This is a genomic window from Pseudomonas alliivorans (assembly GCF_017826695.1).
Taxonomy (GTDB): Bacteria; Pseudomonadota; Gammaproteobacteria; order Pseudomonadales; family Pseudomonadaceae; genus Aquipseudomonas; species Aquipseudomonas alliivorans.
The window spans coordinates 156,637-180,339 of sequence record NZ_JAFFZW010000001.1; the positions used below are offsets into that span (position 1 = coordinate 156,637).

Sequence of the window (23,703 nt, forward strand, 5' to 3'; positions counted from 1 at the left end):
GGCGGAACATGTACAAGCTTGCCTTCTTTGTTCCGCCGAGCCATGTGGACGAGGTCAAGAGCGCCGTATTCGCTGCGGGTGCAGGGCGAATCGGCGCTTATGACCAGTGCTGCTGGCAAGTGCTCGGCCACGGTCAGTTCCGCCCGCTGGATGGCAGTCAGCCATTTATCGGGCAGGGCGGCGTGGTTGAACAGGTGCAGGAGTGGAAGGTCGAGCTGGTCGTGGCCGATGAGCTGATTCAGCAGGCGGTCGTGGCGCTCAAGCAGAGCCACCCTTACGAAACGCCGGCTTATGAAGTGTGGCGGCTGGAAGATTTCTAGGTTCTGTCGCTGAAATACCTGTGTGTCAGCCCGAATGGGGCGCTCCGCGTTCGATTTTTAGATGGCAGCGAGCCTGTCTGGCTTGTCTAAGGCCTTATCTCGATCATCGTCCCGTCTTTCACCAGATCCCATATCTCGCGCATGTCGTTGTTCTTCAGCGCGATACAGCCGTTGGTCCAGTCCAGGGTGTGGAAATACCATTCCGGGTACTCTTCATCCACTGGCGTGCCGTGAATCATGATCATGCTGCCCGGTTTCACGCCTTCGCGACGTGCACGTGCCGAGTCCGAAATGTTCGGGTAGGAGATGTGCATCGAGAGGTTATAGTTGCCGCTTGGCTGACGCCAGTCGAGCCAGTAGAAACCCTCAGGCGTTCGCTGGTCGCCTTCCTGAAGTTTGGTGCCCTTGGGGTTCTTGCCCAGCGATATGCGATAGGTCTTGAGTGCCTCACCGCCACTGATCAGTTGCAACTGACGCACTGACTTGAGCACCAGCACCTTGTCGATTTTCTTGTCGGCAATGCTTTCGGTGTTGATCACCTTATTGTTGATGATCTTCTGTTCGCTGCCCTTGGGCACGATGGTCTGAGTGAAAGCAGCCTGGGACAGCGGGACGAACAACATGCAGACGAAAGCGAGCAACCAGCGCATTACCATTTCCCTGAGGGCTCAAGAGAGCCAATCTCGATTGCGAAGCCGAATTAAGAAACCTGCATTGGACGTGACGGGGGGAGGGCACTGGTATGAACCGGGTAAACCTGCCGACGCCGATCCGCGAAGAAGCATTCTAGGGTACGCCTGACCGTCATGAAAGCCAGGTCTTGCCAGGGAATGTCGGCTTCTTCGAATAATTGCACTTCAAGGCTCTCGATACCGGCGGCGAAGTCCTCGGTTGCCATCTCTGCGCGGTAGAACACATGCACCTGATTGATGTGTGGCACATCAATCACTGAGTACAAATGCAGCTCCCGCAGGGTCGCACACGCTTCTTCGACCGTTTCGCGCCGTGCGGCCTGCTCAATGGTCTCGCCGTTCTCCATGAACCCTGCTGGCAATGTCCAGAAACCCAGGCGCGGCTCGATGGCGCGACGGCACAGCAATACCTTGTCGCCCAGGGTCACCAGGCAGCCCGCGACGATGTTGGGGTTCTGATAATGAATGGTGTGGCAATGCTCACAGACATACCGCAGGCGGCTGTCGCCTTCGGGGATGCGCTGGATGACGGGGTTGCCGCACTGGCTGCAAAATTTCATGGTGTCGGTCGATAGTGAATGCAGGCGCTATCTTGGCTTGTCCCGCCGCCCATGAGCAAGCGTCTATGTGGGGCGACTTGTCCTACAAGGGCTTGGGCACTTCGCTGCTTTGGTGCATAGTGCCAGGTAAGCAACAGATCGAGATTTGCCATGCTGGATGAGCTACTTCGCCGTGTAGTCAGTCATACGCCGGACACCCTTGAGACGGATCGCTTCTTTCCCGAGGCCGCAGTGCTGGTGCCTGTCACCCGCAGTGACGAGCCGGAGTTGATCCTGACTCTGCGCGCCAGCGGGCTTTCGACCCATGGTGGCGAGGTCGCATTTCCCGGCGGACGGCGCGATCCCGAAGACCCGGACCTGATTTTCACGGCGTTGCGCGAGGCCGAAGAAGAGATCGGCCTGCCGCCCGGTCTGGTGGAAATCGTCGGGCCATTGAGCCCGCTGATCTCCAAGCACGGCATCAAGGTCACACCGTACGTAGGGGTGATTCCCGATTTCGTCGAGTACCGGCCCAATGATGGTGAAATCGCCGCTGTCTTCAGCGTACCGCTGGAGTTCTTTCGTCAGGACACCCGCGAACATACGCACCGAATCGACTACGAAGGGCGCAGTTGGTACGTCCCCAGCTATCGTTATGGCGAGTACAAGATCTGGGGGCTGACCGCGATCATGATCGTCGAGCTGGTCAATGTGATGTACGGCACGCAGATCAGCCTGCATCATCCGCCCGAGCGCTCCACTACCTGAACGGTGTGTCATCCATAAAGAGTCATGGCCAAGAGCGTGGCCAGCCTGAGGAAACCGCATGAAATACCGACTGGGAGAGTCCCGCGTCCAGATCGATCCGCAAAGCTGGGTCGCGCCCAATGCGGTGCTGATCGGCAAGGTCAGGCTGCAGGCCGGTGCCAGCGTGTGGTTCAACGCTGTACTGCGCGGCGACAACGAGCTGATTCATATCGGCGAGAACAGCAACGTGCAGGATGGCACGGTGATGCACACCGACATGGGTTCGCCGCTGACCATCGGCAAGGGCGTGACCATTGGCCATAACGCGATGCTGCACGGCTGCAGTGTTGACGATTACAGCCTGATTGGTATCAACGCGGTCATCCTCAATGGGGCAAAAATCGGGAAATACTGCATCATCGGCGCCAATTCGCTGATCGGCGAGGGTAAGGTCATTCTCGATGGCTCGCTGGTAATGGGCTCGCCGGGTAAAATCGTCCGCGAATTGACCGATGTGCAGATGAAGATGCTCGAAGCCAGCGCCGCCCATTACGTCCACAACGCCCAACGCTACGCCCGCGACCTGGCGGTGCAGGAAGATTGATGAGCACTGAATCGATAGTCGAGAAGCCGGTCCGTTCACCCTGCGTCAGCATCTGCGCGCTGGACGAAGACGATATCTGCACCGGCTGCCAGCGCACCGTCAGCGAAATCACCCGCTGGAGTCGCATGAGCAATGACGAGCGTCGTGTTGTGCTGGGTCTGTGTGATGACCGCGCCAGGGCCAGCGGGATGATGTGGACGCTGGGTGGCAAGGGCTGAGGGCCTGGCAAGGAACGAGGAGCAGCCCGTAACCCTTCCCACCGCTGCGTCCGCGGCTGCTAACATTGGCCCCATTTTTTCAGGCAGCAGTACCGCCATGCTTTTTCTGATCGCCTACATCGGCAGCGTCGTGCTGATCAACTTCGCGTTTTCCAGCGCTCCGCATCTGGACATCATCTGGTCGGCCTGGGGCGGGCTGGTGTTTGTGCTGCGCGACATGGTGCAGATCCGGTTCGGCCATGGCGCGATTCTCGCCATGCTGGCGGCGCTGGTGCTTTCCTATGTCACCAGCGATCCGACCATTGCCCTGGCCAGTGCCACGGCATTTGCGGTATCGGAGTGCATCGACTGGCTGGTGTTCAGCATCACCAGGCGACCCTTGCGTGACCGTCTGTGGATCAGCTCGGCGCTGAGCATCCCGCTGGACACCTTTATCTTCTTCGGCATGATCGATGCCCTGACAACGCCAGTGATTCTGACCGCGCTGCTCTCCAAGTTTGCCGGGGTGACGGCCGTCTGGATGATCATGGCCTGGCGGGCACGCAACAACGCCTGTCCGGGTTGAGCCCCCATTCGCAGGGGCTTCATGGTAAATTGCGCGCCTTTCTCCACAGCGGTCGCTCGCACACGGCGGGCTGCCCTCGATATCTGCTCCACGAGGACCTGAGATGACTCAAATCGGAACTCCACTGTCGCCTACTGCGACGCGCGTACTGTTCTGCGGCAGCGGCGAGCTGGGCAAGGAAGTCGTGATCGAGCTGCAACGCCTGGGCGTCGAAGTGATCGCGGTCGACCGCTATGCCAACGCGCCGGCCATGCAGGTCGCGCACCGCAGCCACGTGGTCAATATGCTCGACGGCGCAGCGCTGCGCGCAGTGATCGAGGCCGAGAAGCCGCATTTCATCGTTCCGGAAATCGAGGCCATTGCCACCGCTACGCTGGTCGAGCTGGAAGCCGAAGGTTTCACCGTCATCCCGACCGCTCGTGCTGCGCAACTGACCATGAACCGCGAAGGCATTCGTCGTCTGGCCGCTGAAGAGTTGAAGCTGCCCACTTCCCCTTACCACTTTGCCGACACCTTCGAGGCCTACAGCAAGGCGGTAGAGGATCTGGGCTTCCCGTGTGTGGTCAAGCCGGTCATGAGTTCGTCGGGCAAAGGCCAGAGCCTGCTCAAAAGCGCCGACGACGTCCAGAAGGCGTGGGATTACGCGCAGGAAGGCGGTCGTGCCGGTAAAGGTCGCGTGATCGTCGAGGGGTTCATCGACTTCGATTACGAAATCACGCTGCTGACCGTGCGCCATGTGGGCGGCACCACGTTCTGTGCGCCGGTCGGCCATCGTCAGGAGAAGGGCGACTACCAGGAATCCTGGCAGCCACAGGCCATGAGCCCGGCAGCGCTGGACGAGTCCGAGCGGGTGGCCAAGGCTGTGACCGAGGCACTGGGCGGTCGCGGCATCTTCGGTGTTGAACTGTTTATCAAGGGTGATCAGGTGTGGTTCAGCGAAGTGTCGCCGCGTCCGCATGACACCGGTCTGGTAACACTGATTTCCCAGGACCTGTCGCAGTTCGCCTTGCACGCCCGCGCCATCCTGGGCCTGCCGGTTCCGTTGATCCGTCAGTTCGGCCCTTCGGCCTCCGCAGTGATTCTGGTTGAAGGCCAGTCGACGCAGACCGCGTTCTCCAACCTCGGTGCTGCACTGGCCGAGCCGGATACAGCCTTGCGTCTGTTCGGCAAGCCGGAAGTCAACGGTCAGCGCCGCATGGGCGTAGCGCTTGCGCGTGATGAGTCCATCGAGGCCGCTCGCGCCAAGGCCACCCGCGCATCGCAGGCGGTCAAGGTCGAGTTGTAACATTGTCCCTGATCGTGCCCATGGGCACGATCAGGGTTGATTGTGAATGTGTTCAACCCACCCGATTCAAGTCCTCATGGCGTGTTTCCTTCAGGCACAGCACTGCCAGCACGCTGATCAGCGCTGCTGCCGAAACATACCCGCCCACCCAGCTCAGTCCGCCCATCGCCACCAGTTTCTGTGCGAAGACGGGTGCAACCGAAGCCCCGACGATTCCGCCCAGGTTGTAGGCCGCCGACGCGCCTGTATAACGCACTTGCGTCGGAAACAGCTCCGGCAGCAGCGCGCCCATCGGTGCGAAGGTGATGCCCATCAGGAACAGCTCAACGCACAGAAATAACGCCACGCCCCATGTGGTGCCGTGGGTCAGAAGCGGTTCCATGGCGAAGCCCGACAGAATTGCCAGCACACCACCGACCAGCAGGACCGGTTTGCGTCCGAAACGGTCGCTGGCCAGCGCGGCCAGAGGGGTGGCGGCAGCCATGAACAACACTGCAAAGCACAGCAGTCCCAGAAAGGTCTCTCGGGTATAACCGAGTGTCGAGACGCCGTAACTCAGCGAAAACACGGTCGAGATATAGAACAGTGCATAGCACACCACCATTGAGGCAGCACCCAGCAGCACGGGCTTCCAGTGATCGCGGAATGTTTCCACGATGGGCATTCCGACTCGCTTGTGGCTCGCCATGGCCTCGGCAAAGACGGGGGTTTCCTCCAGCTTCAGGCGTACGTACAGGCCGACCATGACCAGCAGGGCGCTGAGCAGAAACGGAATCCGCCAGCCCCAGGCACGGAACTGCTCGTCGCTCAGGGTCATGGCCAGCGTCAGGAACAGTCCGTTGGCGGCAAGGAAGCCGATCGAAGGGCCCAGTTGCGGGAACATACCGAACCAGGCGCGCTTGCCCTTGGGGGCGTTTTCCGTCGCCAGTAGCGCCGCGCCGCCCCATTCGCCCCCCAGGCCGAGCCCCTGACCGAAGCGCAGTACGCATAACAGGATCGGCGCCCAGGCACCGATGGTTGCGTATCCCGGCAGCACGCCAATGAGCGTGGTGCAGATGCCCATCAACAACAGCGACGCGACCAGTGTCGATTTACGGCCGATACGGTCACCAAAGTGGCCGAACAGTGCCGAGCCCAGTGGGCGTGCGAGGAAAGCGATGCCGAAGGTCAGAAATGACGACAGCATCTGTGCGGTGCCGGACGTTTGAGGAAAGAAGACCGGGCCGATTACCAGTGCGGCCGCCGTGGCGTAGACGTAGAAATCATAGAACTCGATGGCGGTGCCGATGAAGCTGGCCGTGGCGACGCGGGTCGCAGAGTTGGCAGGCGGCGCGGCTGCGGTGTCTTCGTGAGCGGCTGAGGTGCTGGTCATGCTGTTATCCCTGACGGTCATCTTGCCTGTCGACACGGCATGCGCGGCGGCAAGTCTTCGTTATTGTGATTGTTACGTCATTATGGCGCAGCGCTGAGCAGCGTAGCCCGGTTGGGCGGGAGGGCAATGGCCGCGCTCATGGGTAAGGGCGCGGGCCAGAGAAATTGAAGTGTTCAGGCTACAGGCTGATCGTCTGACGTGCGGGTAGCACAACGACTGCCGGGCTGGATAAGCGTCTCGATTATAGGAAGCGGACCGGATTTGAAACAAGTGCTTACACGGCGCTGAATCGTTCTTTACTTGAACACCAGGCTCGGCGCGTTCTGCCACATGGCCACGCGCGTGACACGGTTGTCTTCGGTTTCCAGAATTTCCAGCCGGTATGGGCCTATCTTCAGGCAGACCGGTGCTTCGGGAATGGTTTCCAGCGCCTCGGTGACCAGTCCGTTCAGGGTTTTCGGGCCGTCGGATGGCAGGTGCCAGCCCAGGCTCTTGTTCAAATCGCGAATGGAGGCGGCGCCTTCCACTTCCAGGCGGCCGTCTTCCTGGCGTTTGATATGCGGATTGTCCAGGGTCTGCTCGCTTTCGAACTCGCCGACGATTTCCTCAAGAATATCCTCGAGCGTGACGATGCCCAGCACTTCGCCATATTCGTCGACCACCACGCCCAGACGGCGCTGCTGCTTGTGGAAATTGAGCAGCTGCAACTGCAGCGGGGTACTTTCCGGGACGAAATACGGTTCATAGCAAACCGACAAAAGCTGTTCCTTGGTCAGTGCGCCCTTGGGCAGCAAGTGGCTGATGTCGCGGGTGTTGATAATGCCCTGCACCTGATTGATGTCGTTGTGAAACACCGGCAGGCGGGTGTGGCGGGATATGATCAGGCGCTCGATGATCAGCTCGATGGTGTCGTCAAGGTTGACGCCGTCCACTTCGCTGCGCGGAATCAGGATGTCATTCACCGTGATGCTGTTCAGCGCATGAATGCCCGACAGCACGTTGGCGCGTGGGTAATGCTCCTGAACGCCATCGTGGTGAGGGGTTTGCTGCGCTTCTTCGTCGAACTCCCGGCCAGGATCCTGCACGTTGCCTTTGAGAACCGGGCGCAGCAGGGTTTTCGCGAGGGTGTTGAACACCCAGGTCACGGGTCGAACGATCATCATCGGCAGACGCAGCAGGCCGTTGCCCAGGTGCAGTGTCGAGACGGGATAGCGGCTGGCCAGACGACGCGGCATGTATTCGCCAAACACCAGCATCACGCCAGCGGTGCCCAGCCAGGCAACGGTCGGACCGTTGTAGAACCAGTAATCGGCGGCAATCAGCGTTGCGATCACGGTGATCAGTACTCTGATCAGCGTGTTGCAGAGAATCAGGCTATTGAGGTTAAAGGCCAGCTCGGGCAACGTCGAGTCGCCGGGACGGCTGCCTGCGCGCATTATCTTTAATTGCTGGTGGGCGTTTTCCACTGCGGTGAACAGGCCGGACCAGAGTATCAATAACGCCAGAACGCCGAGCAGTGGGGCGATGGGCAGGTTATCCATGATCGTCGCCCGTCAGATATGCAGAATGAATTCGCGTACCAGCTTGCTGCCGAAATAGGCCAGCATCAGCAGGCAGAAGCCACCCAGCGTCCAGCGGATGGCCTTGTGTCCACGCCATCCGAGGCGGTTACGGCCCCACAGCAGTACGCTGAATACGATCCAGGCCAGGCAGGCCAGCAGCGTCTTGTGCGCCAGATGCTGAGCGAACAGGTTTTCGACGAATACCCAGCCGGAGATCAGCGACAGCGACAGCAGTATCCAGCCTGCCCACAGAAAGCCGAACAGCAGGCTTTCCATCGTCTGCAAGGGCGGGAAGTTCTTGATCAGACCCAGTGGGTGCTTGTGCTTGAGCTGGTAGTCCTGCACCAGCAGCAACAAGGACTGAAACGCTGCAATGGTGAGCATGCCGTAGGCGAGCAGCGACAGCAGAATGTGGCTGAGAATGCCGGGTTCTTCCTCGATCGGTTGCACCGTGCCACTGGGCGCGAACTGCGCCAGCAGGGCAGTGATCATCCCGAGAGGGAACAGCAGGACGAGCAAGTTTTCCACCGGTATACGGGTGGTGGCGATCAGGGTCACGACAATCACCGACGCCGCAATCAGGCTGGCCGAGTTGAAGAAGTCCAGACCAAGGCCGGCCGGGCGCGCCAGTTGCGAGAACAGGCCGATGGCATGGGCGATCACGGCAAGCGTGCCGAGCAGATACAGCAGCCGCTTGTCAGGCCTGATGCTCTGGCTCAGACGAAGGCCCTGATAGACGGTCGCAGCGGCGTAAAGAATGGCGGCGGCGAGGCTGGGGAGCAGGCTGGGTGGCAAAGGGGACATAGATCCTGATGGACGGGCCTGAAAAGACGCTGAGTTTGGCATAGAACCGACAAATCACGAAAGACCACAGAAGCAGTCTGCGTGGTGTCCGTGCAGCGGAGTCTTCGCTATAATCCGCCACCTGCTCAAGCCGCAGGCTCGCCGAGCGCCATTTCTGCATCACGGGCCGGGCCGCATCAACCGGGGTTCGACGAGAGCCTGAAAGGATCGCCCATGTTTGAAAATCTGACAGACCGCCTCTCGCAGACGCTTCGCCACGTAACTGGCAAGGCCAAGCTGAACGAGGACAATATCAAGGACACCCTGCGCGAAGTGCGTATGGCCTTGCTCGAAGCCGACGTCGCGCTGCCGGTGGTGAAGGACTTCGTCAATAACGTCAAGGAACGTGCGGTCGGCACCGAGGTGTCGCGCAGCCTGACGCCGGGCCAGGCGTTTGTGAAGATCGTCCAGGCCGAACTCGAAAGCCTGATGGGCGCTGCCAACGAAGACCTGGTGCTCAACGTCACGCCGCCAGCCGTCGTACTGATGGCCGGTCTGCAGGGCGCGGGTAAAACCACGACTGCCGGCAAGCTGGCGCGCTTCCTCAAGGAGCGCAAGAAGAAAACCGTGATGGTGGTCTCGGTCGACGTTTACCGTCCCGCCGCCATCAAGCAGCTTGAAACCCTGGCCAATGATATCGGCGTGACGTTCTTTGCGTCGGACATCAGCCAGAAGCCTGTGGACATCGCCCAGGCTGCCATTAAAGAAGCCAAACTCAAATTCATCGATGTGGTCATCGTCGATACCGCCGGTCGTCTGCACATCGACGCCGAGATGATGGGCGAGATCCAGTCGCTGCATGCCGCGGTCAAGCCGGCCGAGACGCTGTTCGTCGTCGACGCCATGACCGGCCAGGATGCTGCCAACACCGCCAAGGCCTTTGGCGATGCGCTGCCATTGACCGGCGTGATCCTGACCAAGGTCGACGGTGATGCACGCGGCGGTGCCGCATTGTCGGTGCGGGCCATTACCGGCAAGCCGATCAAGTTCATCGGTATGGGCGAGAAGAGCGACGCGCTCGAGCCGTTCCACCCGGATCGTATCGCCTCGCGAATCCTCGGTATGGGCGACGTGCTCAGCCTGATCGAGCAGGCCGAACAGACCCTGGACAAGGACAAGGCCGACAAACTGGCCAAGAAGCTGAAGAAGGGGAAGGGCTTCGATCTCGAAGATTTCCGCGATCAGCTGCAGCAGATGAAGAATATGGGCGGCCTTGGCGGCCTGATGGATAAGCTGCCAAGCATTGGCGGGGTCAACCTGTCGCAGATGGGCAACGCTCAGGGCGCAGCCGAGAAACAGTTCAAGCAGATGGAAGCCATCATCAACTCGATGACCCCGGCCGAGCGCCGTGATCCTGATCTGATCAGCGGCTCGCGCAAGCGTCGCATTTCGATGGGGTCCGGCACTCAGGTTCAGGACATCGGGCGTCTGATCAAGCAGCACAAACAGATGCAGAAGATGATGAAGAAATTCTCCGCCAAGGGCGGAATGGCGAAAATGATGCGCGGCATGGGTGGAATGTTCCCCGGCGGCGGCATGCCAAAGATGTGATTGTGTCGCGCGCGTAGTGTCTTGCGCGCGTCCCGCATGGGGGGTGACCCCCGCTCAGCCCGTGTATTGCGGGCTTCTACCTGCTGTCACACCGACAGCGCTCCAGCAAATCTGGACGGCACGCCTATAGGCGCCGGAAAAAGACATTTGCAAAAGTCGGGATATTCCTTAGAATATGCGGCCTTTCGGGCACCTATGCCCGCTGTGCATCTTAGATTTGCAGCACCGACTACAGGAACGATGTTCAATGCTAACCATCCGTCTTGCCCTTGGCGGCTCCAAAAAGCGCCCGTTTTACCACTTGACCGTAACCGACAGCCGCAACGCTCGTGACGGTTCCCACAAGGAACAGGTTGGTTTCTTCAACCCGGTTGCCCGTGGTCAGGAAATCCGTTTGTCCGTTAACGAAGAACGCGTCAACTACTGGTTGAGCGTGGGTGCACAAACTTCCGAGCGCGTTGCACAGCTGCTCAAAGAGCACAACAAGGCAAAGGCCGCGGCCTGAGTCTTATGAACGCGACGCCTGCACCTGCCGACGATCTGATCGTCATTGGCAAGATTTACTCAGTTCATGGCGTTCGCGGCGAAGTGAAGGTTTTTTCCTTTACTGATCCGATTGGAAACCTGTTGGACTACAAAACCTGGACGCTTCGGCGCGAAGGCAGCGTTGAGAAGCAGGTTGAGCTGGTCAGCGGACGCTTGCAAAGCAAGTTTCTGGTCGCAAAGCTCAAGGGTCTCGATGATCGCGAAGAAGCCCGTCTTCTCTCCGGTTACGAAATCTGCGTGCCGCGTAACCTGTTCCCTGATCTGGACGATGGCGAGTACTACTGGTACCAGCTTGAAGGCCTCAAGGTCATTGACCAACTCGGGCAATTGCTCGGGAAAATCGATCACCTGCTCGAAACCGGTTCGAACGATGTAATGGTTGTAAAGCCCTGCGCGGGCAGCCTGGATGATCGTGAACGCCTGTTGCCCTATACGGAGCAATGCGTGTTGGCAGTCGACCTGGGTGCTGGCGAGATGAAGGTGGATTGGGATGCGGACTTCTGAGTGCCATGGCTAGCCTACGCATAGAAGTCATCAGTCTGTTTCCCGAGATGTTTTCCGCCATCAGCGAATACGGCATTACCAGCCGTGCGGTGAAACAGGGGCTGTTGCAGCTTACCTGTTGGAATCCGCGGGATTACACCACTGATCGCCATCACACTGTGGATGATCGCCCATTTGGCGGTGGTCCGGGCATGGTGATGAAGATCAAGCCCCTTGAAGATGCTCTGGTTCAGGCCAGGCAAGCGGCGGGGGATGCGGCGAAGGTGATTTACCTGTCGCCACAAGGCCGCAAGCTGGATCAGTCTGCGGTGCGCGAACTGGCGCAGGAGGAAGCGATTATCCTCATCGCCGGTCGTTATGAAGGCATTGACGAGCGCTTTATTGAGGCTCATGTCGATGAAGAGTGGTCGATTGGTGACTATGTTCTTTCCGGTGGCGAGCTGCCGGCGATGGTCCTGATTGACGCGGTTACGCGGCTGCTGCCTGGAGCTTTAGGGCATGTGGACTCCGCGGAGGAAGATTCCTTCACGGACGGTCTGCTGGATTGCCCGCATTACACCCGACCTGAGGTGTATGCGGATCAGCGTGTTCCCGACGTGTTGCTAAGTGGCAATCACGCGCACATCCGGCGTTGGCGTTTACAGCAGTCCCTTGGGCGGACCTATGAACGACGCGCTGATCTTCTGGAAAGCCGCTCGCTTTCTGGAGAAGAGAAGAAGCTGCTGGCGGAATACATCCGCGAGCGGGACGATAGTTAACGTATCGATGGTCGATCCAGACGGATTACCTTAGGAGCACCAGCATGACTAACAAAATCATTCTTGCCCTCGAAGCAGAGCAGATGACCAAAGAGATCCCTACCTTTGCCCCGGGCGACACTATTGTCGTTCAGGTGAAAGTGAAGGAAGGCGACCGCGCTCGTCTGCAGGCCTTTGAAGGCGTTGTAATTGCCAAGCGTAACCGTGGCGTGAACAGTGCTTTCACTGTTCGTAAAATCTCCAACGGTGTTGGCGTTGAGCGTACTTTCCAGACCTACAGCCCGCAAATCGACAGCATGGCTGTGAAACGTCGCGGTGACGTTCGCAAGGCCAAACTGTACTACCTGCGTGACCTGTCCGGTAAAGCAGCTCGCATCAAGGAAAAACTGTCCTGATACAGTTTTTCGATGCATGAAAAAAGCAGCCTTCGGGCTGCTTTTTTATTGTCTGGTGTTTAATGATGACCTTCTTCCTGTTGCATAAGCCCGAGTACCCATGCCTGCCATCGACCACCCGCTGATTGACCAGTTTCTCGACGCCCTCTGGCTGGAGAAAGGCCTGTCCGACAACACCCGCGACGCCTACCGCAGCGATCTGGCTCTGTTTCACGGTTGGTTGCAGGAGCGCAACGTGGATTTGGCGACTGCCGGGCGCGAGGCCATTCTCGATCATCTGGCCTGGCGGGTAGATCAAGCCTACAAGCCGCGCTCGACCGCGCGGTTTCTGTCCGGTGCACGAGGTTTCTATCGCTATTTGCTGCGCGAAAAGCTGATAGCAATAGATCCCACCCTGCAAGTCGACATGCCGCAACTGGGCAAGCCGCTGCCCAAGTCGCTGTCCGAGGCTGACGTCGAAGCGCTGCTGGCGGCGCCGGACCTGAGTGAGCCCATTGGCGAGCGCGACCGGGCGATGCTTGAGGTGCTCTATGCGTGCGGTCTTCGGGTGACCGAGCTGATCAGTCTGACGCTGGAACAGGTCAATCTGCGTCAGGGCGTGCTGCGGGTGATGGGCAAGGGCAGCAAGGAGCGTCTGGTGCCGATGGGCGAGGAGGCCATCGTCTGGGTCGAACGTTACATGCGCGGTGCCCGTGACGAACTGCTGAACGGTCGTCCCAGTGATGTACTGTTTCCCAGCCAGCGTGGGGAACAGATGACCCGCCAGACGTTCTGGCATCGGATCAAGCATCAAGCCGTGGTCGCAGGCATCGATAAATCCCTCTCGCCACATACGCTGCGCCATGCATTTGCCACGCATCTGCTCAATCACGGTGCCGATCTTCGTGTCGTGCAAATGTTGCTAGGGCACAGTGATCTGTCGACGACGCAAATCTATACTCACGTGGCACGTGCCAGGCTTCAGGATCTGCATGCCCGGCACCATCCGCGGGGTTAGCCCCGGTTGCAATTTACCTGGCGTCTTGCCGTTGTCCGGGTCGGTGTTACGGGCCTTATGTGATAGGCTTTGCCGGTTTCGCAGAACCAGGCCGACCTGCTACGTTTGCGCAGTGGTCGCCCTGTCCGCCGTCGATAGGAGTTTTCATGCGCTTGCCCCAGATTTTTGCTGCCGCCGTCGTTGCACTGGCTGGTACGTTCAGCACGTTTGTCCAGGCCGATGCCGCTCCTGAGCAGGCCATTCGCAAGACCCTCGATACGCTCAAACTGGAACTTCCGGTAGAAAGCATCGCACCCAGTCCGCTCAATGGCCTTTACGAGGTCAAGCTCAAGGGTGGCCGCGTGCTGTATGCCAGCGCCGATGGACAGTTCGTGGTTCAGGGTTACCTGTTTCAGGTCCAGAACGGCAAGCCGGTCAACCTGACCGAGAAAACCGAGCGTCTGGCGATCTCCAAGACCATCAATGCCATTCCGGCTGCCGAGATGGTGGTTTACCCGGCCGTGGGTGAAACCAAATCGCACATCACCGTATTTACCGACACCACGTGCCCTTATTGCCACAAGCTTCATGAGGAAGTGGGCGAATTGAACAAGATGGGCGTCGAAGTGCGTTATCTCGCATTTCCGCGTCAGGGGCTGGGTTCTCCGGGTGACGAGCAACTGCAGGCCGTCTGGTGCTCCAAAGACCGCAAGGGCGCCATGGACCGTATGGTCGACGGCAAGGACATCAAGGCTGCCAAGTGCGACAACCCGGTCACCAAACAGTACGAACTGGGTCAGTCCATCGGTGTGAATGGCACGCCTGCGATCGTTCTGGCCGATGGTCAGGTCATTCCGGGCTATCAGCCCGCTGCGCAGGTCGCCAAGCTGGCGCTGGGTGCCAAGTAATACCTGACTGACGCAGTTCTGGCTCTGCGTCGTGACACAACGGCCTTGCCGCCGTCTCGCTAAATTGTAGTCGCGTGGCGATACGCGACTGTTTTCCACAGCCGATTCAGGATCGGCTGTTTTTCGGGGAGTTCATCAGTGAAACCGGTCAAAGTAGGCATATGTGGGCTGGGTACTGTCGGTGGCGGTACTTTCAACGTACTCAAACGTAACGCCGAGGAGATTGCCCGCCGTGCCGGGCGTGGAATCGAAGTTGCGCAAATTGCGGTTCGTACACCAAACCCCAACTGCCAGATTACCGGTACGCCTACCACCAGCGATGTGTTCGCTGTTGCCAGCAACCCTGAAATCGACATTATCATCGAGCTGATCGGCGGCTACACGGTCGCCCGCGAGCTGGTGCTCAAGGCCATCGAAAACGGCAAGCACGTGGTCACCGCCAACAAGGCGCTGATTGCCGTTCATGGCAATGAAATCTTCGCCAAGGCGCGCGAGAAAGGCGTCATCGTTGCGTTCGAAGCGGCAGTTGCCGGCGGCATTCCTGTCATCAAGGCCATCCGTGAAGGCCTCTCGGCAAACCGTATCAACTGGGTGGCCGGCATCATCAACGGCACCGGCAACTTCATCCTGACCGAAATGCGCGAGAAGGGCCGCACCTTCCCGGACGTGCTGGCTGAAGCGCAGGCGCTGGGCTATGCCGAAGCTGACCCGACATTCGACGTCGAGGGCATCGACGCCGCTCACAAGCTGACCATTCTGGCGTCCATTGCATTCGGTATCCCGTTGCAGTTCGACAAGGCCTACACCGAAGGCATCACCAAACTGACCACCGCCGACGTGAATTACGCCGAAGCGCTCGGCTATCGCATCAAGCATCTGGGTGTGGCGCGCAGCACTGCGCAAGGCATCGAGTTGCGCGTGCACCCGACCCTGATCCCGGCCGACCGTCTGATCGCCAACGTCAACGGCGTGATGAATGCTGTAATGGTCAACGGTGATGCGTCCGGTTCGACGCTGTTCTACGGTGCCGGTGCCGGCATGGAGCCAACGGCTTCCTCGGTCATCGCCGATCTGGTGGATGTCGTGCGCGCCATGACCTCCGACCCTGAAAACCGCGTACCGCATCTGGCCTTCCAGCCAGATTCGCTGTCGGCTCACCCGATCCTGCCGATCGAAGCCTGCGAAAGCGCCTATTACCTGCGCATCCAGGCCAAGGATCATCCGGGCGTTCTGGCTCAGGTGGCGAGCATCCTGTCCGAGCGCGGTATCAATATCGAGTCGATCATGCAGAAGGAAGTCGAAGAGCATGACGGGCTGGTGCCGATGATCCTGCTGACGCATCGTGTGATCGAGCAGCGTATCAACGACGCCATTGAAGCGCTGGAAGCCCTGCAGGACGTGGTAGGCCCGGTGATTCGCATCCGTGTTGAACATCTGAATTAATCAAGGCGCCGAGCCTGCGGGCTCGACGCTCAGACCAAAGGTTTGATCCCATGCGCTATATCAGTACTCGCGGCCAAGCGCCTGCGCTGAATTTCGAAGATGTGCTGCTGGCCGGACTGGCCACCGATGGCGGCCTTTACGTGCCGGAAAACCTGCCGCGCTTCACCCAGGAAGAGATCGCATCATGGGCAGGCCTGCCTTACCACGAGCTGGCCTTCCGGGTGATGCGTCCTTTCGTGACCGGCAGCATTCCGGACGCAGACTTCAAGCAGATTCTCGAAGAAACCTACGGCGTCTTCGCCCACAGCGCCATCGCACCGCTGCGTCAGTTGAACAGCAACGAATGGGTTCTGGAGCTGTTCCACGGTCCGACGCTGGCGTTCAAGGATTTCGCCCTGCAACTGCTCGGTCGCCTGCTGGATTACGTACTGGCCAAGCGTGGCGAGCGCGTCGTCATCATTGGCGCCACGTCCGGTGACACTGGCTCAGCGGCCATCGAAGGCTGCCGTCGTTGCGACAACGTCGATATCTTCATCCTGCACCCGAACAATCGGGTGTCGGACGTTCAACGTCGCCAGATGACCACCATCTTCGGTGACAACATCCACAACATCGCCGTGGAAGGCAACTTCGACGACTGCCAGGAAATGGTCAAGGCCAGCTTCGCCGATCAGAGCTTCCTGAAAGGGACCCGCCTGGTCGCGGTCAACTCGATCAACTGGGCGCGGATCATGGCCCAGATCGTCTACTACTTCCACGCCTCGCTGCAATTGGGCGGCCCTGCACGCTCGGTATCGTTCTCGGTGCCGACCGGCAACTTCGGCGATATCTTCGCCGGTTACCTGGCCCGCAACATGGGCCTGCCGATCAATCAGCTGATCGTGGCCACCAATCGCAATGACATTCTGCACCGCTTCATGAGCGGCAATCAGTACGTCAAGGAAACCCTGCACGCCACGCTGTCGCCGTCGATGGACATCATGGTGTCGTCCAACTTCGAACGTCTGCTGTTCGACATGCACGGTCGCAACGGTCTGGCCATTGCCGAACTGATGAGCAATTTCAGACAGGGTGGCGGTTTCAGCGTTGACGAGGAGCGCTGGACCGAGACACGCAAGCTGTTCGACTCACTGGCGGTCAGCGACGAAGAGACCTGCGAAACGATCGCCGACGTGTTTGCCAAGACCGGCGAGCTGCTGGACCCGCATACCGCGATCGGTGTGAGGGCTGCACGCGAATGTCGTCGCAGCCTGGATACGCCGATGGTGGTTCTGGGTACAGCGCATCCAGTCAAATTCCCTGAGGCAGTAGAGAAGGCTGGCGTAGGAAAAGCGCTAGAGCTGCCTGCACATATGTCTGATCTTTTCGAGCGTGACGAGCGCTGCACGGTCCTGCCCAATGACCTGAAAGCCATACAGGCTTTCGTCAGCCAGCACGGCAACCGCGGAAAACCGCTCTGACGGAATCGTTGTGTAACAACTTTAGGCCCGCCCACCAGCGGGCCTTCTCGTTTCTACGTGCCAAACTTCCGGGGGTTTTCAGTTCATACAGATGAGTCGGTCGTTGTGAAGCAAGCAAGTATGCAAGTGGTTGCCAAGGGGATAGGCAAGGTGACGGGTGATCGCGTCTGGCATGCGATGGTTTTTCTGCTGATGCTTGTTTTTGCTCAGGCGGTGGTTGCAGCGCAGAGTCTGCCGTTTACCCTGACCGCCCCCTTTCTGCCTTCTCCCGACCTGCCGCTGGAAGCCGCGGATCGAACGTGGCTGGATCAGCACAAGGTGCTTCGGGTCGGTATCGCCATTGCCGATTACGAACCCATCGACATCACCAGTGACCGCAATCGCTATCAGGGCATCAGCGCCGACTACCTGGGGCTGGTTGGCGATCAGTTGAACGTGACCATGCAGGTCACCGGATTCGCCCAGCGCGAGGAAGCCATCGACGCATTGCGCAATGGCAGCATCGACATCCTGACCAGCGCCAACGGATTCGAGCGGGGTGTAAAGGGGCTGGCGTTTTCCACGGAATACATGCCGGATCGCTCGGTCGTTGTCGGGCGCGGCAACGACCTCAGCCCCTCGTTCAGCCTGGCAGACAAAAAAGTGGTTCTGCTCGACGGCTACGCCGATTCGGATGTCGTGCACCGTGTCTATCCCCAGAGCGAGATCATTATCGCTCCCAACCTCTACAGCGCACTCGAGGCATTGAGCCAGGGCGAGGCGGACGTCTTTATCGGTAACGAGGTCATCGTACGCTCCTACATCGCGCTGCGGCCTTATCTGGGCTTGCAGATCAAGTTCGAAAGCGCGCTGCCACCGGTGGGTTTCGCCTTCGCGGTGCGTGCGCAGGAGCAACGTTTGCTGGGCCTGATCGACCGTGCGCTGGCCAGCATCGATCCCGCCGTCTGCCGCGAAGTCACAGGACGCTGGACGGTGGGTCTGGGCGCAGATCTGGCAGGACAACGCATCAGCCTCACGGGCGCCGAGCGGCGCTGGATCGTCAAGCATCCCAGCGTCACGGTGTCCACGACCCAACACCCCCCTTATATCTACAAAGACCGGAATGGCCAGTGGGTGGGGCTCAATATCGATGTGCTGGCGCGTATATCCCGCATGACCGGTCTGCAGTTCATTCACCGCGAAGTGCCCTCCACGCAACTGAGCATCGACGCCTTGCGTACCGGCATGGCCGACATGAACACCACACTTGCGGAGAATCCGGAGCGTCGGCGATTCCTGGATTTCACCTATTCCTTCGGCGGCAACAATTGGGTATTTGTCGTGCGCTCCGACAGCTCCTCCAATGTTTCTCTGGCAGGTCTGGAAGGGCGTGTGCTTGCCTTGCCGGCCCGGCATGCTCTTGAAGATCAGATCAGGCGCGAGTACCCACAGATCCAGCTGAAGCTTGCCAACACCTACGATCAGGCGCGGGCAATGGTGGAAAGCGGTGTGGCCGATGCCACGATTCAGAATGAAGCGGGCGCCTATCTGTATCCGTCCGCAGAGTTGAAGGTTGCCCGTAGCGTGGACGGCAAATGGTCGCCGGACCGGTTCTCGGTAGTCAAATCCCAACCCGAGCTTCTGGGCATTCTCAACAAGGCACTGGAAGAGTTTCCCGTCGCTGAACTGCGCTCCATAAGAGTGAAATGGCTGGGTTCGACCTTGCCCCAGCCTTCACTCTGGAACCGCATACCGCAATGGGTCTTCTGGGTGGTGATCCTGGCGCTGTTGACCGGTCTGGTATCGCTGGTCTGGAGTAGCAGGCTCAAGGCGCAGATTCGTCAGCGCCTTCGAGTGGAAAGACAACTGAGTGACCAGTTGGCCTTCAAGCGCGCATTGCTCGATGGCATTCCCAACCCGATCTACGTACGTGACCTCAAGGGGCGGCTCATTTCCTGTAACCGAAGTTACGAAGAAAGCTTCGGCGTCAGCTTCGAACAGTTGAACGGTCGGCGGCTGACTGATGTTGACCTCATCCCACGCTCGGTAGCCGAACAGATGCACGCCGACTACGTGAAACTGCTGGAAGACCATCAGCCGATTTTCGCCGATCGCACCATGGAACTGTATGGCAAGCGTGTGGATGCCTGGCAATGGACGGTGCCGTTTTTCGCGGCGGATGGTCAGTTGCAGGGGCTGTTGGGCGGCTGGATCGACATCACTGAACGCAAGCGACTGGAGCAGCAGCTTGAGCAGGCATTGCGGCATGCGGATCAAGCCAACGAAGCCAAAAGCGCATTTCTGGCCACCATGAGTCATGAAATCCGTACCCCGATGGGCGCAATCATCGGTTTGCTGGAGCTTGAGTGCGCGCAGGCGGTGCGTCTCGGGCATGAACCTTCCCAGGCGATCCGGGTGGCGCACCGCTCGGCGCAGGAGCTTGTGGCGCTGGTTGGCGACAGCCTTGATCTGGCGCGGATCGAGGCCGGGGGCATGAAATTGTCCCTGGAAGTGACATCGTTGCAGACGTTCTTCGAAGGTATCGTTCATCTGTTCGCCGCTCAGGCCCGGGCGAAAGGGCTGGCGCTTCGTCTTGAACTCGACGAGCGGGTGAGAGGCGATTACTGGCTGGACCCGTTGAGGCTGCGTCAGGTCCTGCACAATCTGGTGGGTAACGCCTTGAAGTTCACCCGTCAGGGCGCCGTGGTCATCGCCGTGCAGGCACTCGAAGCGCAGTCTGCCGACGAGGCCGGGGAATCGCGTATCCGCATCAGTGTCGAGGATAGCGGCCCCGGTATCGAGCCGGAACGTCAGCAGCAGGTCTTCCAGCCTTTCATTCAGGCCAGCGACGACACGGCTGCCCGCTACGGCGGTACAGGGCTCGGACTGAGTATTTCCCGGCAACTGGTTGAGTTGATGGGAGGTGAGGTCAGCCTGCACAGTGAGCCGGGTAACGGTACGCAGATTGTGATCGACATCTCGTTTGCCAGAGTCCAGCACGCCGTAGCACCGGATAGCGAGTCCGCGGGGATGCTTGCAGATCAGCGCAGTCTGCATCTGCTGGTGGTCGATGACCTGTCCGCCAATCGTATGGTGCTGACCCGCCAGCTCGAGTTTCTCGGTCATCAGGTCGTGCCCGTCGATAGCGGCGAAACCGCGCTGAAGGCATGGCGTGAAGATGAATTCGATGCGGTGATCACCGATTGCAACATGCCCGGCATCAGTGGCTATGCCCTGACGGAAGCCATCAGGCGTATCGAGACTCTGGAAAGGCGCCAGCGGTGCCCGGTCATCGGTTGCACGGCCAACGCAATGAGCGATGAAAGCCAGCGCTGTGAAGCGTCGGGAATGGACGGTCTGTTGATAAAACCCTTGTCGCTTGAGCGTCTGTCCCATGAGCTGGCAACACGAGTGCCAGAGCCGACCTTCGACCTTCAGACATTGCAGCGTATGACTCAGGCCAATGAGCAACAGATGCAGCGTTTGCTGGCCGAACTCTGGAAAAACCTTCTGCATGAACACGCGGCTCTGGAAACCGCCGTCCATTCGCAGGACTGGCAGACTCTGAATGCATCGCTGCACAGGCTCAAGGGGGCCGCCAGTCTGATTGACGCCATGCCGCTGGCCAAGGCCTGTATGGCGCTGGAGGACGCCGCCCGGCGCGAGTCCGACGCCGATACGCTCGAGCGCTGGCCGGCACTGGAGACGACCATCGGCAGTCTGCGCATGGACATTGAAGTGCATCTGGTTGAACTGCCCGAAGTCTCGCCCCTGCCAGGATGAACACCGTGCTCTGATCGTCGGGACTTAAGGGTGTTTTAGGACTTGTCCTATGGGGCTCGCCTTCGCGAGCCTCTAGAGTACGGCTTCTCTGGGCCCGATGGCTTTCTCCCCGATAGGCATGACTGTGCGTTCACTCAAGGTTCTGGTGCTTGAAGATCACCCCTTTCAATTGATGGCGTTGCACCAGATGCTCAACGCCAATCAGATTTTCGATGTGCGAACCGCCGAAAGTGTCGAAGCGGCGCGGGAGTCTCTGGACAGCCGCGGCCCTGTCGATATCGCCATCTGTGACCTCCAGATGGAGGGGCCGGATGGCTTGGAGCTGATTCGTTATCTGGCCGCCGAACACATGGCCAACGCGCTGATCATCCTGAGCAGTACCACAACATGCGTGCTTGAAGGCGTGGCGCGTCTGGCGATTGCTCAGGGGTTGGAAGTGCTGGGTTATCTGTCCAAACCAGCCTCGGCTGCGGCCTTGAGCGAGTTGTTCAAGGCTTATGAGCCTCGCGCGGTGACGGTAGAAGAGTCACCCCCCGAGCGGCAGGTGCAGGGTGCGTTGAGCGCCTCTCAATTGTTCGGGGACTCCACTGATCGTGATGCCTTCGTCGCCCAGTGGATCACGCACTTTCAACCCAAGGTCAACCTTGATGGCGATGTCGTGGGTGCCGAGGCGCTGGTGCGCTGGCAGCATCCGGTGCATGGGCTACTGGCGCCGGGTCGATTCATGGGCGCCATCGAGACCGAAGGGCTGATTGAACCGATGACCTGGCGTGTGCTGGATCAGGCGCTGGCGTTCTCGGCGCGAACGGCGGATCAGCAGGGTCAGCCTCTGCCGGTATCCGTGAACATAGCGCCGCAGGTACTTCAACAGGCGCGCTTCACCGAACAGGTCATGGAGGCACTTGCGCGTCATGCGCTCCCGGCCAGCGTCCTGACCCTGGAAATTCTCGAACAGGATGCCGTTCAGCATCAGGGCTGGCAGATAGAGGACCTGTTACGGCTGTGCATGCAGGGCTGCACGCTGTCGATCGACGATTTCGGCATGGGTGCGTCGAACATCGAGCGGCTGCTGCAACTGCCTTTCAGCGAGCTGAAAATTCCCACTGATTTTGTCCGGGGCATGAGCGAGGATCCTCGCAAGGCGGCCGTCGTTGCCGGTGCAATGGTCATGGCGCAACGCTTGTCCATGAACGTCGTGGTGGAGGGCGTCGAGACCCTGGATGATTTTCACAGCCTGTTGATGCTGGGTACGCCTGCCATTCAGGGGTATTTCATTGCCCGGCCCATGGCACCCGCGGACCTGACCCTATGGCTGGCCGAGCGCAGCGCTGTTTCCACGGTCGTCAGGGATTCGGGGCTTACGACAGCCCGTGTTCCTGCAGATAGATAAACAGCGCGGCGTCATTGGCCAGCCCCAGTTTGCGCATGGCACTGACTTTCTGGGCGCTGACGGTCTGCTTGCTGCGATTGAGCCGAGTCGCGATCCGGCCCACGGCATGCCCGGCCGACAGCAGGCGCAGCACTTCCAGCTCTCTGGGCGATAGCTGTTCGAGCGCCAGTGGTGAATCAGGCCCCAGTTGCCGGGCATCCTGCAGCACCCTGCGCACCGAGTCGGCCAGAAAGACCCGTCCGCGACGAACGCTCTTGATGGCGGCGGGCAGCTCTCCGGCCACACTGGCTTTACTCAAAAGGCCCTGAACGTTGAGGTCCAGCATTGCCTGAAACAATCCGGCGTTGGTCAGGGTCGTCACGACCACGACCGGCAGGTCCGGGAAATCCCGCTGAATGCGTTGCAGCAGACGCAGACCATCGTTCTGTTGCTCAACCGGCATCATGAAGTCCGTGACCAGCACATCACAGTCATGCCCGTTGAGCGCCGCCAGCAGTTCGTCCGGATTGCTCGCCTGTGCAACCACCGTTGCGGCGTTGTCCTGCTCAATTACCACGCGCAGTCCGATCAGGAAAATGGGATGGTCATCAGCCAGGATGATACGCAGAGGGTGACCGGTGGATGCGCTCAAGGCATGACTCCGTCAGAGGGGGGCTAATGGTATTTCATCTGAGTCGGCTGTTTATCAAAGGTGCGCCGGAGACAGGCGGTTTGTAGGCGATGGCGCTCATCTTTGCTGAAAATTCCTACGGAGTTGATAACAGTCTGCAGCGTTCGCCCGTGGGTCGGCCTGAAAGACACTGATGACTGCTTGCCGGCTACCTCGGTTTTTTCCCTGTCACATTCGGCAGGCATGCTCGAATGCCAGAAACGTCGCCGACAGTGCAACGCAGAAAAGAACTTTCTGCCGTCGCCGACGGTCATTGATTGGCACCTTTGCATTCAAACAGTTGAGTGGTGGTTCGTATGGAAAATATCAGCTTACTGCTAAGCGAAGCGCTGGCTCCCTACAAGGCCTGCATCGGCCCGGCCGGCGCACGTGGCGAGCGTCTTGTGACGCTGAGAGACGCGTCGGGTGCCTGTGTGATCGAGCGTACGTTCACTGCCGATCAATTAGGTGACAAACGTCAACTGACGGATGTGGTCGACGGTCTTCATCGTGACCTGATGGTTGCCGAAGGCAGGATCGAGCCCTGTGTCATTGCTGCCATGCGCAACGCAGCGATGAGCCGTGCGTTTGTCGGTGCCCCGACATTCGCCTGA

At 59.5% G+C, this 23,703-nt stretch carries 23 protein-coding genes and 1 pseudogene; 18 read left to right on the forward strand and 6 right to left on the reverse strand.

Annotated elements, in window-relative coordinates; translation table 11 throughout:
* Positions 1-8 precede the first annotated feature (8 nt).
* Positions 9-320, forward strand: coding sequence for a YqfO family protein (locus tag JTJ32_RS00745; protein ID WP_099229642.1), 312 nt, complete (start codon positions 9-11; stop codon positions 318-320).
* 86 nt (positions 321-406) lie between these two features.
* On the opposite strand, the pseudogene JTJ32_RS00750 reads toward JTJ32_RS00745, so the two are convergent.
* Both JTJ32_RS00750 and JTJ32_RS00755 read right to left on the reverse strand, forming a co-directional pair.
* Positions 407-829, reverse strand: a pseudogene (locus JTJ32_RS00750) (L,D-transpeptidase family protein); the annotation flags it as partial.
* 191 nt (positions 830-1,020) lie between these two features.
* Complete coding sequence (locus tag JTJ32_RS00755; RefSeq protein WP_099229643.1) at positions 1,021-1,572, reverse strand: NUDIX hydrolase; 552 nt, start codon at positions 1,570-1,572, stop codon at positions 1,021-1,023.
* 150 nt (positions 1,573-1,722) lie between these two features.
* Between JTJ32_RS00755 and JTJ32_RS00760 the strand changes: the two genes are divergently transcribed.
* From JTJ32_RS00760 to purT, 5 genes are all read left to right on the forward strand, one after another.
* The gene (locus JTJ32_RS00760; protein ID WP_099229644.1) at positions 1,723-2,319 is read left to right on the forward strand and encodes a CoA pyrophosphatase; all 597 of its coding nucleotides are present in this window, start codon (positions 1,723-1,725) and stop codon (positions 2,317-2,319) included.
* A gap of 58 nt (positions 2,320-2,377) precedes the next feature.
* A complete protein-coding gene (locus JTJ32_RS00765) occupies positions 2,378-2,902 on the forward strand; it encodes a gamma carbonic anhydrase family protein (protein ID WP_210040417.1) in 525 nt (174 codons plus the stop codon).
* Positions 2,902-3,120, forward strand: coding sequence for a DUF1289 domain-containing protein (locus JTJ32_RS00770; RefSeq protein WP_099229646.1), 219 nt, complete (start codon positions 2,902-2,904; stop codon positions 3,118-3,120). Before JTJ32_RS00765 ends, JTJ32_RS00770 begins: the two co-directional genes overlap by 1 nt.
* 97 nt (positions 3,121-3,217) lie before the next feature.
* Positions 3,218-3,685: a VUT family protein gene (locus tag JTJ32_RS00775; RefSeq protein WP_122438476.1), complete on the forward strand. Its 468-nt coding sequence runs from the start codon at positions 3,218-3,220 to the stop codon at positions 3,683-3,685.
* 103 nt (positions 3,686-3,788) lie between these two features.
* Complete coding sequence (gene purT, locus JTJ32_RS00780) at positions 3,789-4,970, forward strand: formate-dependent phosphoribosylglycinamide formyltransferase (RefSeq protein ID WP_099229648.1); 1,182 nt, start codon at positions 3,789-3,791, stop codon at positions 4,968-4,970.
* A gap of 52 nt (positions 4,971-5,022) precedes the next feature.
* On the opposite strand, the gene JTJ32_RS00785 is transcribed toward purT, so the two are convergent.
* From JTJ32_RS00785 to JTJ32_RS00795, 3 genes are all read right to left on the reverse strand, one after another.
* A complete protein-coding gene (locus tag JTJ32_RS00785) occupies positions 5,023-6,342 on the reverse strand; it encodes an MFS transporter (RefSeq protein WP_210040419.1) in 1,320 nt (439 codons plus the stop codon).
* Between the two features lie 296 nt (positions 6,343-6,638).
* Positions 6,639-7,883, reverse strand: a complete 1,245-nt coding sequence (locus JTJ32_RS00790) for a transporter associated domain-containing protein (protein WP_099229650.1) — start codon at positions 7,881-7,883, stop codon at positions 6,639-6,641.
* A gap of 12 nt (positions 7,884-7,895) precedes the next feature.
* A complete protein-coding gene (locus JTJ32_RS00795) occupies positions 7,896-8,708 on the reverse strand; it encodes a cytochrome C assembly family protein (RefSeq protein WP_099229651.1) in 813 nt (270 codons plus the stop codon).
* A gap of 213 nt (positions 8,709-8,921) precedes the next feature.
* On the opposite strand from JTJ32_RS00795, the gene ffh reads away from it, so the two are divergent.
* From ffh to JTJ32_RS00850, 11 genes are all read left to right on the forward strand, one after another.
* On the forward strand, positions 8,922-10,298 hold the full coding sequence (gene ffh / locus JTJ32_RS00800; RefSeq protein WP_004878868.1) for a signal recognition particle protein: 1,377 nt from the start codon (positions 8,922-8,924) through the stop codon (positions 10,296-10,298).
* A gap of 247 nt (positions 10,299-10,545) precedes the next feature.
* On the forward strand, positions 10,546-10,803 hold the full coding sequence (gene rpsP, locus JTJ32_RS00805; protein ID WP_024685933.1) for a 30S ribosomal protein S16: 258 nt from the start codon (positions 10,546-10,548) through the stop codon (positions 10,801-10,803).
* Between the two features lie 5 nt (positions 10,804-10,808).
* Positions 10,809-11,348: a ribosome maturation factor RimM gene (rimM, locus tag JTJ32_RS00810; RefSeq protein WP_004878870.1), complete on the forward strand. Its 540-nt coding sequence runs from the start codon at positions 10,809-10,811 to the stop codon at positions 11,346-11,348.
* Positions 11,349-11,353: 5 nt separating this feature from the next.
* On the forward strand, positions 11,354-12,106 hold the full coding sequence (gene trmD / locus JTJ32_RS00815; RefSeq protein ID WP_099229652.1) for a tRNA (guanosine(37)-N1)-methyltransferase TrmD: 753 nt from the start codon (positions 11,354-11,356) through the stop codon (positions 12,104-12,106).
* A 44-nt stretch (positions 12,107-12,150) separates the two neighbouring features.
* On the forward strand, positions 12,151-12,501 hold the full coding sequence (gene rplS / locus JTJ32_RS00820) for a 50S ribosomal protein L19 (protein ID WP_002552524.1): 351 nt from the start codon (positions 12,151-12,153) through the stop codon (positions 12,499-12,501).
* A 100-nt stretch (positions 12,502-12,601) separates the two neighbouring features.
* The gene (xerD, locus tag JTJ32_RS00825) at positions 12,602-13,498 is read left to right on the forward strand and encodes a site-specific tyrosine recombinase XerD (RefSeq protein ID WP_184318861.1); all 897 of its coding nucleotides are present in this window, start codon (positions 12,602-12,604) and stop codon (positions 13,496-13,498) included.
* Between the two features lie 146 nt (positions 13,499-13,644).
* A complete protein-coding gene (gene dsbC / locus JTJ32_RS00830; protein WP_043303225.1) occupies positions 13,645-14,385 on the forward strand; it encodes a bifunctional protein-disulfide isomerase/oxidoreductase DsbC in 741 nt (246 codons plus the stop codon).
* Between the two features lie 138 nt (positions 14,386-14,523).
* Positions 14,524-15,828 carry a homoserine dehydrogenase gene (locus tag JTJ32_RS00835; protein WP_122433005.1) on the forward strand — a complete coding sequence of 435 codons (1,305 nt, stop codon included), beginning with the start codon at positions 14,524-14,526 and terminating at the stop codon, positions 15,826-15,828.
* A 50-nt stretch (positions 15,829-15,878) separates the two neighbouring features.
* Entirely contained in the window at positions 15,879-17,288 is a 1,410-nt protein-coding gene (thrC, locus tag JTJ32_RS00840) for a threonine synthase (RefSeq protein ID WP_099229654.1), read from the forward strand.
* Between the two features lie 177 nt (positions 17,289-17,465).
* Positions 17,466-21,050 carry an ATP-binding protein gene (locus tag JTJ32_RS00845; protein WP_210041094.1) on the forward strand — a complete coding sequence of 1,195 codons (3,585 nt, stop codon included), beginning with the start codon at positions 17,466-17,468 and terminating at the stop codon, positions 21,048-21,050.
* A 118-nt stretch (positions 21,051-21,168) separates the two neighbouring features.
* Positions 21,169-22,440: an EAL domain-containing response regulator gene (locus tag JTJ32_RS00850; protein ID WP_210040421.1), complete on the forward strand. Its 1,272-nt coding sequence runs from the start codon at positions 21,169-21,171 to the stop codon at positions 22,438-22,440.
* On the opposite strand, the gene JTJ32_RS00855 is transcribed toward JTJ32_RS00850, so the two are convergent.
* Entirely contained in the window at positions 22,409-23,071 is a 663-nt protein-coding gene (locus tag JTJ32_RS00855; protein WP_210040423.1) for a response regulator, read from the reverse strand. The two genes, JTJ32_RS00850 and JTJ32_RS00855, sit on opposite strands and share 32 nt — an antisense overlap.
* A 335-nt stretch (positions 23,072-23,406) precedes the next feature.
* Here JTJ32_RS00855 and JTJ32_RS00860 point away from each other — a divergent pair, with 335 nt between their 5' ends.
* Positions 23,407-23,703 carry a DUF3509 domain-containing protein gene (locus tag JTJ32_RS00860; RefSeq protein WP_099229656.1) on the forward strand — a complete coding sequence of 99 codons (297 nt, stop codon included), beginning with the start codon at positions 23,407-23,409 and terminating at the stop codon, positions 23,701-23,703.

What these genes read in the sequence shown, in the direction of transcription:
- JTJ32_RS00745 (WP_099229642.1), top strand. Translation starts at nt 9, where the DNA reads ATGTACAAGCTTGCCTTCTTTGTTCCGCCGAGCCATGTGGACGAGGTC.
- JTJ32_RS00755 (WP_099229643.1), bottom strand. Translation starts at nt 1,572, where the DNA reads ATGAAATTTTGCAGCCAGTGCGGCAACCCCGTCATCCAGCGCATCCCC.
- JTJ32_RS00760 (WP_099229644.1), top strand. Translation starts at nt 1,723, where the DNA reads ATGCTGGATGAGCTACTTCGCCGTGTAGTCAGTCATACGCCGGACACC.
- JTJ32_RS00765 (WP_210040417.1), top strand. Translation starts at nt 2,378, where the DNA reads ATGAAATACCGACTGGGAGAGTCCCGCGTCCAGATCGATCCGCAAAGC.
- JTJ32_RS00770 (WP_099229646.1), top strand. Translation starts at nt 2,902, where the DNA reads ATGAGCACTGAATCGATAGTCGAGAAGCCGGTCCGTTCACCCTGCGTC.
- JTJ32_RS00775 (WP_122438476.1), top strand. Translation starts at nt 3,218, where the DNA reads ATGCTTTTTCTGATCGCCTACATCGGCAGCGTCGTGCTGATCAACTTC.
- purT (WP_099229648.1), top strand. Translation starts at nt 3,789, where the DNA reads ATGACTCAAATCGGAACTCCACTGTCGCCTACTGCGACGCGCGTACTG.
- JTJ32_RS00785 (WP_210040419.1), bottom strand. Translation starts at nt 6,342, where the DNA reads ATGACCAGCACCTCAGCCGCTCACGAAGACACCGCAGCCGCGCCGCCT.
- JTJ32_RS00790 (WP_099229650.1), bottom strand. Translation starts at nt 7,883, where the DNA reads ATGGATAACCTGCCCATCGCCCCACTGCTCGGCGTTCTGGCGTTATTG.
- JTJ32_RS00795 (WP_099229651.1), bottom strand. Translation starts at nt 8,708, where the DNA reads ATGTCCCCTTTGCCACCCAGCCTGCTCCCCAGCCTCGCCGCCGCCATT.
- ffh (WP_004878868.1), top strand. Translation starts at nt 8,922, where the DNA reads ATGTTTGAAAATCTGACAGACCGCCTCTCGCAGACGCTTCGCCACGTA.
- rpsP (WP_024685933.1), top strand. Translation starts at nt 10,546, where the DNA reads ATGCTAACCATCCGTCTTGCCCTTGGCGGCTCCAAAAAGCGCCCGTTT.
- rimM (WP_004878870.1), top strand. Translation starts at nt 10,809, where the DNA reads ATGAACGCGACGCCTGCACCTGCCGACGATCTGATCGTCATTGGCAAG.
- trmD (WP_099229652.1), top strand. Translation starts at nt 11,354, where the DNA reads ATGGCTAGCCTACGCATAGAAGTCATCAGTCTGTTTCCCGAGATGTTT.
- rplS (WP_002552524.1), top strand. Translation starts at nt 12,151, where the DNA reads ATGACTAACAAAATCATTCTTGCCCTCGAAGCAGAGCAGATGACCAAA.
- xerD (WP_184318861.1), top strand. Translation starts at nt 12,602, where the DNA reads ATGCCTGCCATCGACCACCCGCTGATTGACCAGTTTCTCGACGCCCTC.
- dsbC (WP_043303225.1), top strand. Translation starts at nt 13,645, where the DNA reads ATGCGCTTGCCCCAGATTTTTGCTGCCGCCGTCGTTGCACTGGCTGGT.
- thrC (WP_099229654.1), top strand. Translation starts at nt 15,879, where the DNA reads ATGCGCTATATCAGTACTCGCGGCCAAGCGCCTGCGCTGAATTTCGAA.
- JTJ32_RS00845 (WP_210041094.1), top strand. Translation starts at nt 17,466, where the DNA reads ATGGTTTTTCTGCTGATGCTTGTTTTTGCTCAGGCGGTGGTTGCAGCG.
- JTJ32_RS00850 (WP_210040421.1), top strand. Translation starts at nt 21,169, where the DNA reads ATGACTGTGCGTTCACTCAAGGTTCTGGTGCTTGAAGATCACCCCTTT.
- JTJ32_RS00860 (WP_099229656.1), top strand. Translation starts at nt 23,407, where the DNA reads ATGGAAAATATCAGCTTACTGCTAAGCGAAGCGCTGGCTCCCTACAAG.